Source organism: Shinella sp. AETb1-6 (assembly GCF_009826875.1).
GTDB lineage: Bacteria > Pseudomonadota > Alphaproteobacteria > Rhizobiales > Rhizobiaceae > Shinella > Shinella sumterensis.
The window spans coordinates 504,330-517,951 of the sequence record NZ_WUMM01000001.1 but is presented as its reverse complement, the minus strand read 5'-3'; the positions used below and the strand labels follow the sequence as shown (position 1 = coordinate 517,951).

Here is a 13,622-nt window from a genome sequence, read left to right as displayed (position 1 = left end):
GCCGTGTGACGCTTTCGTCGCCCCGCGGCACACCAAGCGGAATCCCGCTCCCGACTGCGCCCCTTTGCGCCGTTCGTGCCGGTTCCGTCCCATATTACGGAGAAAGCCATGTTCGGCTGGTTCGAAAGACGTTTGAATCCTTACCCCTCGGCGGCGCCCTCGCTGCCGCCCAAGGGGATCATCCCCTTCGTCTGGCATTATACGCGCCCGGCGGCACCCTGGCTTGCGGTGCTGGGCTTCTGCTCCATGGCGCTCGGCATCGCCGAAGTGCTGCTGTTCCAGTTCCTCGGCAACATCGTCGACTGGCTCTCGGCCGGTGACCCCGGCACGTTCCTCGCCCGCGAGGGCGGCACGCTGATCTGGATGGCCGTGCTTCTGCTCGTGCTCATTCCGCTTTTCGGCGCGCTGCACACGATGACCATGCACCAGGCGCTTGCGGGCAATTTCCCGATGATCGCCCGCTGGCAGATGCATCGTTATCTCATCCGCCAGAGCATGACCTTCTTCTCCAACGAGTTCGCCGGCCGCGTCTCGACGAAGGTGATGCAGACCTCGCTTGCCGTGCGCGAAACGGTGATGAAGATCATCGACGTCTTCATCTATGTGGTGAGCTATTTCGTCTCGATGATCGCCATCATCGCGTCGGCCGACCTGCGCCTCGTGGTGCCGCTGCTCGTGTGGTTCGTCGTCTACATCTGCATCCTGCGCTACTTCGTGCCGAAGCTCATGCGGGTTTCGCGCGAGCAGGCGGATGCGCGCTCCATGATGACGGGCCGGATCGTCGACAGCTACACGAACATCGCGACCGTGAAGCTGTTCTCGCATGCCGGCCGCGAGGAAACCTATGCCCGCGAAGGCATGGACGAGTTCCTGCAGACGGTGCACAAGCAGATGCGCTTCATCACGGCCTTCAATATCGCCATCGACGTCAACAACGTCATCGCGATGTTCTTCACCACGGCCATCGGCATCTACTTCTGGATGTCGGGCGACGTGACGGTCGGCGCCGTCGCGGTGGCGGCCGGCCTTGCCATGCGCATCAACGGCATGTCGCAGTGGGTGATGTGGGAAGTGACCGCGTTGTTCGAGAATATCGGCACGGTCTATGACGGCATGGGCATGATGACCAAGCCCCACGACATCAAGGATGCGCCCCAGGCGCCGGCGCTGCCGGCGGCGAAGGGCGCCATCACCTTCGATCACGTCCGCTTCCACTACGGCAAGAACAAGGGCGCGATCGAGGACCTGTCGCTCGACATCGCCGCCGGCGAGAAGGTCGGCCTTGTCGGCCGGTCCGGTGCCGGCAAGACGACGCTGATGAATGTACTCCTGCGCTTCTATGACCTGGAGGCCGGCCGGATCACGATCGACGGCAAGGACATCGCCACGGTCACGCAGGACAGCCTGCGCTCGCAGATCGGCGTGGTGACGCAGGACACGTCCCTGCTGCACCGCTCCATCCGAGACAACATCGCCTATGGCAAGCCGGATGCGACCGATGCCGAGATCATCGAGGCGGCCAAGCGGGCCAATGCCTGGGACTTCATCGAAAGCCTGAGCGACCACCAGGGCCGCAGCGGCCTCGATGCCCAAGTCGGCGAGCGCGGCGTAAAACTCTCCGGCGGCCAGCGCCAGCGTATCGCTATCGCCCGCGTCTTCCTGAAGGACGCGCCGATCCTGGTGCTGGACGAGGCGACCTCGGCGCTCGATTCGGAAGTCGAGGCGGCGATCCAGGAAAACCTCTTCGCCCTTATGCAGGGCAAGACGGTGATCGCGATCGCCCACCGCCTGTCCACGCTGACGGAGATGGACCGCCTCGTCGTGCTCGACAAGGGCCGCATCAGCGAGATGGGCACACATGCCGAACTGGTCGCCCGGGGCGGCATCTACGCCGACCTCTGGACCCGCCAATCCGGCGGCTTCATCGCCGATGACGCAGCCGAGACCGAGGCGGCGGCGCAGTAGCCATGGATATCCCGGCCAAAAGCCGGGATATTTCATATCTGTTCTTATCTATTGGGAAGATCAGGCAAAGCTGCTATCTTGGAAAGACAAGGAGCTTCCCATGGCAACGATCACCATTTCCCTGCCGGATACCCTCAAATCCTTCGTCGACAGCCAGATGGAAACGAAGGGTTATGGCAATGTCAGCGAGTATTTCCGCAGCCTCCTGCGGGACGCGCAGGAGAAGGAAAAAGAGGCGCGGCTGGAATCGCTGTTGCTCGAAGGCCTTGCTTCCGGCAAGGGCGAGGTGGCGGATGCTGCCTTCTGGTCTGATTTGAAGGCTGAAGCGGCAGCGCTTCTTGCCGCCCGGTCGCGCAAAAGTGGTGCGCGTTGAAGCCGGTCGTTCTTCCGGCGGCTCGTGCGGATATCCTGCGGCAGGTGGTTTATCTCAGGGAAATCGGGCAGGAGTTCGTGGCAGAGCGCTTCTTGGCCGCCGCGCAAGAAGCGATCACTGCGCTTTGCCACACACCGAGTGCAGGCCCGCCGCGCCCGCTGCGGAATCCGCGTCTGGCGGGACTGCGAACGTGGTCTGTGGAAGGCTTCGAGGATATCAAGGTGTATTATCTCGTTGTGGAACGTGAAGTCAGGATCGTGCGCATCCTTCACGGGCGAAGAGATATTGACCGTATCCTTGAGCGATAGCCCGTTTTTCCTTTCCGAACTTTAATTTGCCGCCCGGCCAAAACGGCCTATATCGGGGGCATGATCTTGCGGCCGCTTTTCGCCTTCTTCGAGACCTGGATAAAGCCATTCGAGCGGCGCGATGACCTGCGGCCGCCGGCGGGGCTGTTTGCCTTCGTTTGGTTCTACGTGCGGCAGGCCAAGGCGCCGTTTGCGGCGCTGCTGGTGCTGGGCGGCATCACGGCGGGGATCGAGGCGGCGACCTTCTGGTTCGTCGGACGCCTCGTCGACATGCTGGCGACGGTCAGGCCGGGCGAGGGGTGGGGCGGCCTGCTTGCCGCCCATGGAACCGAACTGCTGCTGATGCTCGGCCTCATCGGGATCGTGCGCTTCGTCGTGGCGTTTCTCACAGCGCTGGTGGACCAGCAGGTCATCACGCCGGGCTTCTACAATCTCGTGCGCTGGCAATCCTATGTGCATGTCGCGCGCCAGTCGCTGTCGTTCTTCCAGAACGACTTCTCCGGCCGCATCGTCACCAAGGTCTGGTCGGCGGGGCAGGCGACGGGCGACGTCATCACCTCCTTCATGGAAAGCATCTGGTTCGTGTCGATCTACACGGTCTCGACGCTCGTGCTGCTCGGCCAGCTCGACTGGCGGCTGGCGGCCGTGCTGTTGGCCTGGCTTGCCATCTTCGCCGTGCTGGCGCGCCATTTCGTGCCGCGCATCCGCGAGCATGCCCGCCAGTCGGCCGAGGCCGGGTCGATGATCAGCGGCCGCATGGTCGATGCCTATTCCAATATCCAGACCCTCAAGCTCTTCGGCCGCGACGATGCGAACGACCGCTACATGCGCGATGGCTTCGATATCTTCCAGGCGACGATCCTGACATTCACGCGGCTGCTGACGTCGCTGCGCGCGTCGCTTGCCTTCCTCTCGGGCCTGATGATCGCCGGCATGGCGGTGCTGTGCATTCACCTCTGGCTGACCGCCGTCATCAGCTCGGGCGCCGTCGCCTTCACCATGGCGCTGGTGCTGCGCCTGAACTTCCTGCTCAACCGCCTGATGACGCAGCTCAACAGCATCATGCGCAATGTCGGCACGATCCAGAATTCCGCAGACCTGATCTCCCAGCCCATCGGCCTCGTCGACAGGCCGGATGCGACGGCGCTCAAGGTCGTGAGCCCCGATATCCGTTTCGAGAACGTACGCTTCCATTATGGGCGCCAGTCCGGCGTCATCGACGACCTGACGCTGTCCATCCGGCCGGGCGAGAAGGTCGGCATCGTCGGGCGCTCGGGGGCGGGCAAGTCAACGCTCGTCAACCTTCTCCTGCGGTTCTACGACCTGGAGGGCGGCCGCATCCTGGTCGGCGGACAGGATATTGCCGCCGTCACCCAGGAAAGCCTGCGCGCCAGCATCGGCATGGTCAGCCAGGATACGGCGCTGCTGCACCGCTCGCTGCGCGACAACATCCTCTTCGGCAACCCGGATGCCAGCGAAGAGCAGATGATCGAGGCCGCCAGGAAGGCGGAGGCGCACGATTTCATCCTCCAGCTGGAGGACCAGCGCGGGCGCCGGGGTTATGACGCCCATGTCGGGGAGCGCGGCGTGAAGCTGTCGGGCGGCCAGCGCCAGCGCATCGCGATTGCGCGCGTCATGCTGAAGGATGCGCCCATCCTCGTGCTGGACGAGGCGACCTCGGCCCTCGATTCGGAGGTCGAGGCGGCCATCCAGTCCAATCTCGAGCGGCTGATGCGCGGCAAGACCGTGCTGGCGATCGCCCACCGCCTCTCGACCATCGCCGCCCTCGACCGCCTGATCGTGATGGATCGCGGCCGGATCGTGGAGGAGGGCACGCATGGCGAGCTCGTCGCGCGCGGCGGGCTTTATGCGGACCTCTGGTCACGCCAGTCGGGCGGTTTTCTCGGGCAGGCGGAAGCGGCGCAATAGGGCCGCCGCGTGGTCGTAAACAGGCACGCCTTTGTGCCTTGAAAGGGTTGCGCTTTCCGGCGCCGTCCTGATCGATGTCAAGCCCTTACGGTTTTCCCGCGACAATGTGCCCACCTCCCCTTGCCAAGGCTGGACATAATTTGCGATCAAGCATAGAACGCGCCGGATTGACGGGGAATCTATGGCCGTATTGTGTCCGGATATTGCCGGTTCCCAGGGGGCGTTGCGGTTTTCCGCAGACTTTGCGTGAGAGGATGGTTTAGCCGTGAGCGAACACGAGACAACAAGCGAATCCCATGGCGAGCCCACTCGCCGCGATTTTCTTTACCTGACCACCGGTATGGCGGGCGTCGTGGGCGGCGTCGCCGTCGCTTGGCCGTTCATCGACCAGATGCGTCCGGACGCGTCCACGCTGGCGCTCGCTTCCATCGAGGTCGACGTCTCCAGCCTGACGCCGGGCATGTCCCTGACTGCCAAGTGGCGCGGCAAGCCGGTCTTCATCCGCAACCGCACGGACCAGGAAGTCGAGGAAGCCAAGGCCGTCGCGCTCGCTGACCTGAAGGACCCGGTCGCGCGCAACGCAAACATCGCGCCCGACGCCCAGGCGACGGATATCGACCGCTCCGCCGGCGAAGGCAAGGAGAACTGGATCGTCATGATCGGTTCGTGCACGCATCTCGGCTGTGTTCCGCTCGGCCAGGCCGGCGATTTCGGCGGCTGGTTCTGTCCCTGCCATGGTTCTCACTACGATACGGCCGGCCGTATCCGTAAGGGTCCCGCCCCTGAGAACCTGGCTGTGCCGACCTTCTCGTTCGTATCCGACACAGTCATCAAGATCGGTTGAGGGGACACCTGATAATGAGTGCTGAACATTCCACCTACCAGCCGACGACTGGCATCGAAAAATGGGTCGATTCGCGCCTGCCTCTGCCGCGCATGATCCATGACAGCTTCGTTTCCTACCCGGTACCGCGCAACCTGAACTATGCCTACACCTTCGGCGCCATGCTGTCGGTGATGCTGATCGTGCAGATCGCCACCGGCATCGTGCTGGCCATGCACTACGCCGCCGAAACCACCGTCGCGTTCAACTCGGTCGAAAAGATCATGCGCGACGTGAACCACGGCTGGCTCTTGCGCTACATGCACGCCAACGGCGCGTCCTTCTTCTTCATCGCGGTCTACCTGCACATTGCCCGCGGCCTCTACTACGGCTCCTACAAGGCGCCGCGCGAAATCCTCTGGATCCTCGGCGTCGTCATCTATCTCCTGATGATGGCAACGGGCTTCATGGGCTACGTTCTGCCCTGGGGTCAGATGTCCTTCTGGGGCGCGACCGTCATCACCGGCTTCTTCTCGGCGTTCCCCTGGGTCGGCGAATGGATCCAGCAGTTCCTGCTCGGTGGCTTCGCCGTCGACAACCCGACGCTGAACCGCTTCTTCGCGCTGCACTACCTGCTGCCCTTCATGATCGCGGGCGTCGTTGTCCTGCACATCTGGGCGCTGCACGTCACCGGCCAGACGAATCCGACCGGCGTCGAGGTGAAGTCCAAGACGGACACGGTTCCCTTCACGCCCTATGCGACGCTGAAGGACGCCCTTGGCGTGTCGGTCTTCCTGATCGTCTTCGCCTGGTTCATCTTCTACATGCCGAACTATCTCGGCCACCCGGACAACTACATCCCGGCTGACCCGCTGAAGACCCCGGCCCACATCGTTCCGGAATGGTACTACCTGCCGTTCTACGCGATGCTGCGCGCCATCACCTTCAACATCGGCCCGATCGACTCCAAGCTCGGTGGCGTCCTGGTGATGTTCGGCTCGATCATCATCCTGTTCTTCCTGCCGTGGCTCGACACCTCCAAGGTTCGTTCCGCCGTCTACCGTCCGTGGTACAAGCTGTTCTTCTGGATCTTCGTGGCCAATGCCATCATGCTCGGCTGGCTGGGCGCCATGCCTGCCGAAGGCATCTACGTCATCCTCTCGCAGCTCGGCACGGTCTATTACTTTGGCTTCTTCATCATCCTCATGCCGTTGCTCGGCCTGATCGAGACCCCGAAGCGCATTCCGAATTCGATCACGGAAGCGGTTCTGGAAAAGAAGAACGCCAAGGCGGCCAAGGCCTGAGACGGGCGACGAAAGGAACCATGACAATGAAAAAGCTTGTTGCAGGCATTCTGTCGCTCGCCCTCGTCGCCGGTCTGGGCGTCTCCTTCGCTACGGCGGAAGAGGCAGCGCCCGCAGCCGGTGCGGAGGCCGAACACGCCACGCCGCACTATCCGTTGCATAAGCCCAAGCAGCAGGACTGGTCCTTTGCCGGTCCGTTCGGCAAGTACGACAAGGGCCAGCTTCAGCGCGGCCTGAAGGTCTACACCGAAGTCTGTTCGGCCTGCCACTCGATGAACCTCGTCTCCTTCCGCACGCTGGAAGGGCTTGGCTACTCCGAGGCCCAGGTCAAGGCCTTCGCAGCGAACTACGAAGTCCAGGACGGCCCGAACAGCGACGGCGAGATGTACATGCGGAAGGCCGTGCCCTCCGACCACTTCCCGTCGCCTTACGCCAACCACGAGGCGGCTGCCGCTTCGAACAACGGTGCGGCTCCGCCGGACTTCTCGCTGATCGCCAAGGCGCGCGGCATCACCCGCGGCTTCCCGCAGTTCGTCTTCGACATCTTCACCCAGTACCAGGAAGGTGGCCCGGACTACATCTACTCGCTGCTGACGGGATATGAGGAAGAGAAGCCTGCGCATCTCGAAGTTGCCGAAGGCACGCACTACAATCCGTACTTCGCCAATGCCGCGGCACTCGCCATGGCAAAGCCGATCTCCGACGATCAGGTCACCTATGACGACGGTTCGCCGCAGACGGTCGACCAGTACGCACATGACGTCGCCGCCTTCCTGATGTGGGCCGCCGAGCCGCATCTGGAGGAGCGCAAGCGCACCGGCTTCATGGTCATGGTCTTCCTGCTGATCTTCACGGGCCTGATCTATCTGACGAAGAAGTCGGTCTACGCGAGCAAGGAACACTGAGCGATCCCGTCGCCCGGTTCGAAAGGCGGCCTTCGGGCCGCCTTTTTTGTTGTGGGGCGGTGCTGCACCTGCAATAACCGGTCCGTCTTCCGCAGCCGGGAAATTCCATGTCTACCGTTGAACAAGAACTCGTCGCCGCGATCCGCAACATTCCGGACTATCCGAAGCCCGGCATCATGTTCCGCGACATCACCACGCTGCTCGGCAATCCGCGTGCCTTCCGCCGCGCCGTGGACGAGCTGGTACACCCTTACGCGGGCATCGGCATCGCGAAGGTCGCCGGCATCGAGGCACGCGGCTTCATCCTCGGTGGCGCCATGGCGCATCAGCTGTCGACCGGTTTCGTTCCCATCCGCAAGAAGGGCAAGCTGCCGCACGAAACCGTGCGCATCGCCTACAGCCTGGAATACGGCGTGGACGAGATGGAGATGCACAAGGATGCCATCAAGCCGGGCGAGAAGGTGATCCTCGTCGATGACCTGATCGCCACCGGCGGCACGGCGGAAGCCGCCGTGAAGCTGCTGCGCCAGATGGGCGCCGACATCGTCGCCGCCTGCTTCGTCATCGACCTGCCGGAAATCGGCGGCCGCAAGAAGCTGGAAGCGCTCGGTGTGGAAGTGCGAACGCTGGTGGCCTTCGACGGGCATTGAGGCGGGCCAGAGGGGGGTAACTCCAGGCCCCTTGTTAAACGAACTCCAGCACCGTGCTCTCGAACCGGATGACCGGCTCGCCGTTCTGGTTTTCGCCCGCGCAACGGATCGTGTTGAGCACCCGGTCCTTGCGCGTCGCCAGTTCGCGCGAGGCGAGCAGCGTGACCGAATAGCTGATCGTATCGCCGGCGAAGACGGGCCTGAACCACCCGAGCTTGGTGAAGCCGGGCGAGGGGCCGAGCTTCGGCGGCGCGATGCCCTCGGCGGCCAGACGCCGGCATTCGGCGGTCCAGAACGCGACGAAGCATTTCATCCAGCCGGCGCTGGTGTGCCAGCCCGAGGCGCACAGGCCGCCGAACAGGCTTTGCCGGGCGAGCTCGGCATCCAGGTGAAAGGGCTGCGGATCGAAATCCCGGGCGAAGCGGATGATGTCTTCCGCCGTGAAGGTGTTCGAGCCGATCGCGACCGTCTCGCCGAACGGATAAAGCTCAGCCATCCGCATGGGCGGCATCCTTTCCGGCAAGGCGCATCATGTTGACATATTCCGAGATGGCGACGATCTCGCCGCGCTGGTTGGTCACTTCGGCGCGCAGCCGCACGATGCCGATGTCCGGCCGCGAGCGTGAGACGCGTGCCTCCAGCACCTCGCAGTGGCCGCCGAGCGTGTCACCGGCCAGCACCGGGCGCTTCCATTCCATCAGGTCGACGCCGGGTGAGCCCTCGGAGGTGGAGCCGTCGATATAGGCTTCGCAGAGCATGCGCATCATCACCGCGCTGGTGTGCCAGCCGGAGGCGGCCAGTCCGCCGAGAATGCTGGCACGGCCGGCCGCTTCGTCGAGATGCATGGGCTGCGGGTCGAATTCCCGGGCGAAGGCGATGATCTCGTCTGCCGTCAGCGTGCGCTCCCGGAAGGTGAAGCGGTGTCCGGGTGTGAAATCTTCAAAGCTTCTGTCGGCCACGATCCGTTTGTCCTGTTGCGGGCATGAGAATGGCGGTCATGACATTGTTTTGCAAGACTTGTCAGGGGCAGGCGCGGCGCTATGGTGCGCGGGCAACAGGAGACGACGCGCGATGCAGACTTTGAAATCGGTTCTCGACGGTGCGGCCGGCGAGGGCATCATTTCCGGCGAACAGGCCGGTGTGCTCCTGCCCTATATGGAAGCGCGCGGCGTCGGCCTACATGTGCCGGCGCGTGCCGATGCGCTCGATATCGGCGGGCCGGCGGAGGATCGGGCCATCGCGCCGGTCGAGGATACCGAAGCGCCGCGCTTCATTCGCGGTTTCCACGATGTGCTGATCACCATCGGCGTCGCCATCGTCATGGCGGGCGTCTGGGGCATCGGCGCGTTTCTCCTGGCGTTGCCGGCCATCATCATCCTTGCGGAAATTCTCGTGAAGCGGCAGCGCCTTGCGCTTCCGGCCGTGCTGCTGACGGCGCTCTACGTGCACTGGATCCTCACGACGTCGCTCCTGATGCAGGAGGATGCGATCAACCAGCAGGATGCGATCGTCGGCTTCCTGCTGACGGTGGCGCCGCTCTGCGGGCTCCTGCCGCCGTTCTACTGGCGCTACCGTATCCCGCTGTCATTGAGCCTCTGGTATCTGTCGCTGGCGGCTCTGGCGCTCGGCATCGTCTTCCTCGTGCTCGGGCGCATGCTTCATAGCACCGACCTCTTCACCGAGCACTCGACGCTGTGCGCCGGCATCTTCCTTGTCACGGCACTCGCGCTGTTTGCCGTGGCGATGCGCTATGATCTGTCGGATCGTTTCCGTGTCACGCGCCGCTCCGATATCGCCTTCTGGCTGCATCTCGTCACTGCACCGGCGCTGCTCTATTCGACGCTCAGCTTCGTCTTTCTCGGCGACTTCGCGAACAACACACTGTTCAGTGGTGACAAGGGCCTGCCGGATGCGCTGGTCATCGTTGCGATCGTCGTCGTGCTCATGGGCATCGGGCTTGCCATCGACCGCCGCGCCTTCGTGACCTCGGGCCTGCTGTCGCTCGGCATTGCCACGGCAAGCCTGCTTCAGCGCACCACCGCTGCCCCGGAAACCTATATCTTCCTGTCGCTGCTGATCGTCGGGATTGTCGTCTTGACCATCGGTATCGGCTGGCCGCATTTCCGGCGCTGGGTTTTGACGCCGCTGCCGCTCGCGCTCAAAGAAAAACTGCCGCCCCTCCGGTGAGGGACGGCAGTTCGAAAGTCGTCGGTCCGGCGCGGCCTTACGTGTTGAAGCGGAAGTGGATGACGTCGCCGTCCTGCACCACATATTCCTTGCCTTCGTCGCGGCCCTTGCCGGCTTCCTTGGCGCCGACCTCGCCCTTGTAGGCGATGTAGTCGTCATAGGCGATGGTGAAGGCGCGGATGAAGCCGCGTTCGAAATCCGTATGGATGACGCCGGCGGCCTGGGGCGCCTTGGTGCCGCGCACGATCGTCCAGGCACGCGTTTCCTTGGGGCCGACGGTAAAGTAGGTGATCAGGTCGAGCAGGTGGTAACCGGCCCGGATCAGGCGGTCGAGGCCGGCTTCGTCGAGGCCGAGCGCGGAGAGGAATTCCGTCGCTTCCTCTTCCGGCAGCTGCGCGACCTCGGCCTCGATCGCAGCCGAGATGATGACGCATTCCGCACCCTGTTCCTTCGCCATGGCGGCGACGGCTTCGGTGTGCGCGTTGCCGTTCACCGCATCGCCTTCGGCGACGTTGCAGACATAGAGGACCGGGTGGGAGGTGAGCAGGTTCAGGCCCTTGAGGATTTCGATCTCCTCCGGCGCCAGCGTCTTGAGGAGAAGACGCGCCGGCTTGCCCTCGTTGAGCAGCTTCACCACGGCTTCCATGATCGGCAGCTGGGCAAGCGATTCCTTGTCCTTGCCGGTGGCGCGCTTGCGGGTCTGCTCGACGCGGCGCTCGAGGCTTTCGAGGTCGGCGAGCATCAGCTCGGTCTCGATGGTCTCGGCATCGCCGACCGGATTGATGCGGCCTTCGACATGGGTGATGTCGTCGTCCTCGAAGCAGCGCAGCACATGCACGACGGCATCGACTTCGCGGATATTGGCGAGGAACTTGTTGCCGAGGCCTTCACCCTTCGATGCGCCGCGCACGAGGCCGGCGATATCGACGAAGGAGATGCGCGTCGGGATGATTTCCTTGGAGCCCGCGACGGTGGCGAGCGCCTTCATGCGCGGATCCGGCACGGCGACTTCGCCGGTGTTCGGCTCGATGGTGCAGAAGGGATAGTTCGCCGCCTGGGCGGCAGCCGTCTTGGTGAGTGCGTTGAAGAGGGTCGACTTGCCGACATTCGGCAGGCCGACGATACCGCATTTGAAGCCCATGGAGATGGTCCATTCGTCTTGATAAAATCGTTGCCACCGCTATGGGGGAAGGACGGGGCAGGGTCAAGACCCGGACGGCGCGGGGCCTTGAACTCCGCCCGCCTGCGGTGCACAATGAGCGCACACTGCTCGAAGCCAATGTCGTGAGGAGCTTCCGATGAGCAATGGCGACACCATCCTCGACCCGAAAACCACCACCAAGCCCAGGCTCGAAAGGCCGAAGCTCTACAAGGTGCTTCTCGTCAACGACGACTATACGCCGCGCGAATTCGTCGTGCTGGTGCTGAAGGCCGTGTTCGGCATGGCGGAGGAGACCAGCTACCGCGTCATGATGACGGCGCACAAGATGGGGACCTGCGTGGTCGTCATCTGCGCCCGCGATATCGCCGAGACCAAGGCCAAGGAGGCGACGGACCTTGCCAAGGAGGCGGGCTTTCCGCTGCTCTTCCAGACCGAGCCGGAAGAATAGGTTTTCGCGCCTGTTCGGCCGGGACGTCAGTCGCCCTTGTTGCCGAACAGCTTCTTCAGCATGTCGGCCATCGGGCCGCTCGTCGGCAGCGCCTTCGGCTGGGCATGGTTGCGCGCGGCGCGGATATGGGACTGGGCGGCGGGTTTCTTGGCCGGTTTGTCCTCCTCCGGCTTGCTGCCGGTGGCGAGCGCCAGCTTGTTCATCAGTTGTGAGTCTTCGCCGCGCACCAGCATGTCGGCGTGGATCGCAAGCTCGTCGAGCAGCGGATCGAGCCAGGCGTGATCGGCCTTGGCGAAATCGCCGAGCACATGGTTGGTCACGAGTTCCTTGGCGCCGGGATGGCCGATGCCGAGGCGCAGGCGGCGGTAATCCTTGCCGCAATGGGCATCGAGCGACTTGATGCCGTTATGCCCGCCATGGCCGCCGCCAACCTTGATGCGGGCCTTGCCGGGCAGCAGGTCCAGTTCGTCGTAGATGGCGACGATATCCTTGGGCGCGAGCTTGTAGAAGCGCATGGCTTCGCCGACGGATTCGCCCGACAGGTTCATGAAGGTCTGCGGCTTGACCAACAGGACCTTGTCGCCGGCAAGCTCGCCCTCGGAGATTTCCGCCTTGAACTTCTTCGACCAGGGCGAGAACGGGTTCTTGCGATGGATGGCATCCAGCGCCATGAAACCGATATTGTGGCGGTTGCCCGCATATTTCGCGCCCGGATTGCCGAGGCCTGCGATGATCAGCATGGATTGCTCCGCCAAAGCATGTCGTTTCGCCTTCACCACCGCGAATGCGCGCGGAAGTCAACCATGAGCGCGCATTATTTGTGGGCGCGGGTCTGGGACGTGCGCGGGTTCGGCGGCAGGCCGTAGGCCGCAAAGATGCGATCCTGCTCTCCGCTGACGATCAGCTTGTCGAGCTCGGCCTGCATGCGTTCGACAAGATCAAGGGGCGTATCCTTGTTGCAGGCGACGCCGTAGACCTGACCGGCCAGCATCATGGCCTTTTCCACGGGAACGCCATCCAGCCGCATCTTCTCATAGGTCTTGACCGAGGTCGGCATCAGGTCGATGCGGCCGCTCAACAGCTTGCGCAGGGTGACGTCGATATCGGCGGCAAGATCGATGTCATGGAAGCCGATCTGCTCCAGCGCTTCCACCGCGAAGTCGCCGCGCTGCGAACCGACCCTGAGCTCCCGTGCCTTGACGATGGTGAGGTCGTCATAGACGGCATGCTGCCGTTTGAGCATGACCATCTGGTCCTTCAGCAGCGGCTTGATCCAGAGGAAACGGGTGGCACGGTCGCGATTGTATCCCGTCGTGAAGACACAATGCATCGGCTGTTTTTCGGCGAGGGTAAAGGCGCGCGCCCAGGGCATGATCTCCAGCGTGTAGTCGATGCCGGCGCGCTCTGCGACGAGCGTCATCTGGTCGACCGAGATGCCGGTGATCGCGCCGGCTTTTGTATAGTTGAAGGGCGCATATTCCTCGGTGAGGAGATGGATGGTCTGGCCGCAGGCGGACGAGAGCGGTGCGAGTGAGAGGCCGAGCAGCAGAAAGAGTGTCTTCATCATC

The 13,622-nt window shown here is 63.4% G+C and carries 15 protein-coding genes; 10 read left to right on the top strand and 5 right to left on the bottom strand.

Annotation, left to right across the window (positions count from 1 at the left end):
- Positions 1-108: 108 nt before the first annotated feature.
- The 8 genes from GR158_RS02435 (at position 109) to GR158_RS02400 (ending at position 8,257) form a co-directional block, all read left to right on the top strand.
- Complete coding sequence (locus tag GR158_RS02435) at positions 109-1,965, top strand: ABC transporter ATP-binding protein (RefSeq protein WP_134647025.1); 1,857 nt, start codon at positions 109-111, stop codon at positions 1,963-1,965.
- Positions 1,966-2,065: 100 nt separating this feature from the next.
- The gene (locus GR158_RS02430; protein WP_160869711.1) at positions 2,066-2,338 is read left to right on the top strand and encodes a type II toxin-antitoxin system ParD family antitoxin; all 273 of its coding nucleotides are present in this window, start codon (positions 2,066-2,068) and stop codon (positions 2,336-2,338) included.
- Positions 2,335-2,646 carry a type II toxin-antitoxin system RelE/ParE family toxin gene (locus GR158_RS02425; RefSeq protein ID WP_160869709.1) on the top strand — a complete coding sequence of 104 codons (312 nt, stop codon included), beginning with the start codon at positions 2,335-2,337 and terminating at the stop codon, positions 2,644-2,646. The genes GR158_RS02430 and GR158_RS02425 overlap by 4 nt, the downstream gene beginning before the upstream one ends.
- Before the next feature lie 60 nt (positions 2,647-2,706).
- The gene (locus tag GR158_RS02420) at positions 2,707-4,575 is read left to right on the top strand and encodes an ABC transporter ATP-binding protein (protein ID WP_160869707.1); all 1,869 of its coding nucleotides are present in this window, start codon (positions 2,707-2,709) and stop codon (positions 4,573-4,575) included.
- Positions 4,576-4,840: 265 nt separating this feature from the next.
- On the top strand, positions 4,841-5,419 hold the full coding sequence (petA, locus tag GR158_RS02415; protein WP_134647031.1) for a ubiquinol-cytochrome c reductase iron-sulfur subunit: 579 nt from the start codon (positions 4,841-4,843) through the stop codon (positions 5,417-5,419).
- 14 nt (positions 5,420-5,433) lie between these two features.
- A complete protein-coding gene (locus GR158_RS02410) occupies positions 5,434-6,702 on the top strand; it encodes a cytochrome b N-terminal domain-containing protein (protein WP_134647033.1) in 1,269 nt (422 codons plus the stop codon).
- Positions 6,703-6,728: 26 nt separating this feature from the next.
- Entirely contained in the window at positions 6,729-7,607 is an 879-nt protein-coding gene (locus GR158_RS02405) for a cytochrome c1 (protein WP_160869705.1), read from the top strand.
- 107 nt (positions 7,608-7,714) lie between these two features.
- Positions 7,715-8,257 carry an adenine phosphoribosyltransferase gene (locus tag GR158_RS02400; RefSeq protein WP_134647037.1) on the top strand — a complete coding sequence of 181 codons (543 nt, stop codon included), beginning with the start codon at positions 7,715-7,717 and terminating at the stop codon, positions 8,255-8,257.
- Between the two features lie 34 nt (positions 8,258-8,291).
- On the opposite strand, the gene GR158_RS02395 is transcribed toward GR158_RS02400, so the two are convergent.
- Together GR158_RS02395 and GR158_RS02390 are read right to left on the bottom strand one after the other, a co-directional pair.
- A complete protein-coding gene (locus GR158_RS02395; protein WP_134647039.1) occupies positions 8,292-8,759 on the bottom strand; it encodes a MaoC family dehydratase in 468 nt (155 codons plus the stop codon).
- Complete coding sequence (locus tag GR158_RS02390; RefSeq protein WP_370359282.1) at positions 8,746-9,216, bottom strand: MaoC family dehydratase; 471 nt, start codon at positions 9,214-9,216, stop codon at positions 8,746-8,748. Before GR158_RS02390 ends, GR158_RS02395 begins: the two co-directional genes overlap by 14 nt.
- Before the next feature lie 112 nt (positions 9,217-9,328).
- Between GR158_RS02390 and GR158_RS02385 the strand changes: the two genes are divergently transcribed.
- Entirely contained in the window at positions 9,329-10,444 is a 1,116-nt protein-coding gene (locus GR158_RS02385) for a hypothetical protein (protein ID WP_160869703.1), read from the top strand.
- Positions 10,445-10,481: 37 nt separating this feature from the next.
- Here the strand turns inward: GR158_RS02385 and ychF are convergent, their stop codons facing one another.
- A complete protein-coding gene (gene ychF, locus GR158_RS02380; RefSeq protein WP_134647045.1) occupies positions 10,482-11,585 on the bottom strand; it encodes a redox-regulated ATPase YchF in 1,104 nt (367 codons plus the stop codon).
- A gap of 157 nt (positions 11,586-11,742) precedes the next feature.
- Between ychF and clpS the strand changes: the two genes are divergently transcribed.
- Positions 11,743-12,054, top strand: a complete 312-nt coding sequence (gene clpS, locus GR158_RS02375; protein ID WP_134647047.1) for an ATP-dependent Clp protease adapter ClpS — start codon at positions 11,743-11,745, stop codon at positions 12,052-12,054.
- 26 nt (positions 12,055-12,080) lie between these two features.
- Here the strand turns inward: clpS and pth are convergent, their stop codons facing one another.
- Together pth and GR158_RS02365 are read right to left on the bottom strand one after the other, a co-directional pair.
- A complete protein-coding gene (pth, locus tag GR158_RS02370; protein ID WP_160869701.1) occupies positions 12,081-12,794 on the bottom strand; it encodes an aminoacyl-tRNA hydrolase in 714 nt (237 codons plus the stop codon).
- Between the two features lie 74 nt (positions 12,795-12,868).
- On the bottom strand, positions 12,869-13,618 hold the full coding sequence (locus tag GR158_RS02365) for an ABC transporter substrate-binding protein (RefSeq protein ID WP_160869699.1): 750 nt from the start codon (positions 13,616-13,618) through the stop codon (positions 12,869-12,871).
- Positions 13,619-13,622: the final 4 nt, after the last annotated feature.

Coding starts and splice junctions, on each gene's coding strand:
- clpS (WP_134647047.1), top strand. CDS start 11,743: ATGAGCAATGGCGACACCATCCTCGACCCGAAAACCACCACCAAGCCC.
- ychF (WP_134647045.1), bottom strand. CDS start 11,585: ATGGGCTTCAAATGCGGTATCGTCGGCCTGCCGAATGTCGGCAAGTCG.
- GR158_RS02395 (WP_134647039.1), bottom strand. CDS start 8,759: ATGCGGATGGCTGAGCTTTATCCGTTCGGCGAGACGGTCGCGATCGGC.
- GR158_RS02405 (WP_160869705.1), top strand. CDS start 6,729: ATGAAAAAGCTTGTTGCAGGCATTCTGTCGCTCGCCCTCGTCGCCGGT.
- GR158_RS02420 (WP_160869707.1), top strand. CDS start 2,707: ATGATCTTGCGGCCGCTTTTCGCCTTCTTCGAGACCTGGATAAAGCCA.
- GR158_RS02435 (WP_134647025.1), top strand. CDS start 109: ATGTTCGGCTGGTTCGAAAGACGTTTGAATCCTTACCCCTCGGCGGCG.
- GR158_RS02365 (WP_160869699.1), bottom strand. CDS start 13,618: ATGAAGACACTCTTTCTGCTGCTCGGCCTCTCACTCGCACCGCTCTCG.
- GR158_RS02400 (WP_134647037.1), top strand. CDS start 7,715: ATGTCTACCGTTGAACAAGAACTCGTCGCCGCGATCCGCAACATTCCG.
- GR158_RS02385 (WP_160869703.1), top strand. CDS start 9,329: ATGCAGACTTTGAAATCGGTTCTCGACGGTGCGGCCGGCGAGGGCATC.
- pth (WP_160869701.1), bottom strand. CDS start 12,794: ATGCTGATCATCGCAGGCCTCGGCAATCCGGGCGCGAAATATGCGGGC.
- GR158_RS02410 (WP_134647033.1), top strand. CDS start 5,434: ATGAGTGCTGAACATTCCACCTACCAGCCGACGACTGGCATCGAAAAA.
- GR158_RS02430 (WP_160869711.1), top strand. CDS start 2,066: ATGGCAACGATCACCATTTCCCTGCCGGATACCCTCAAATCCTTCGTC.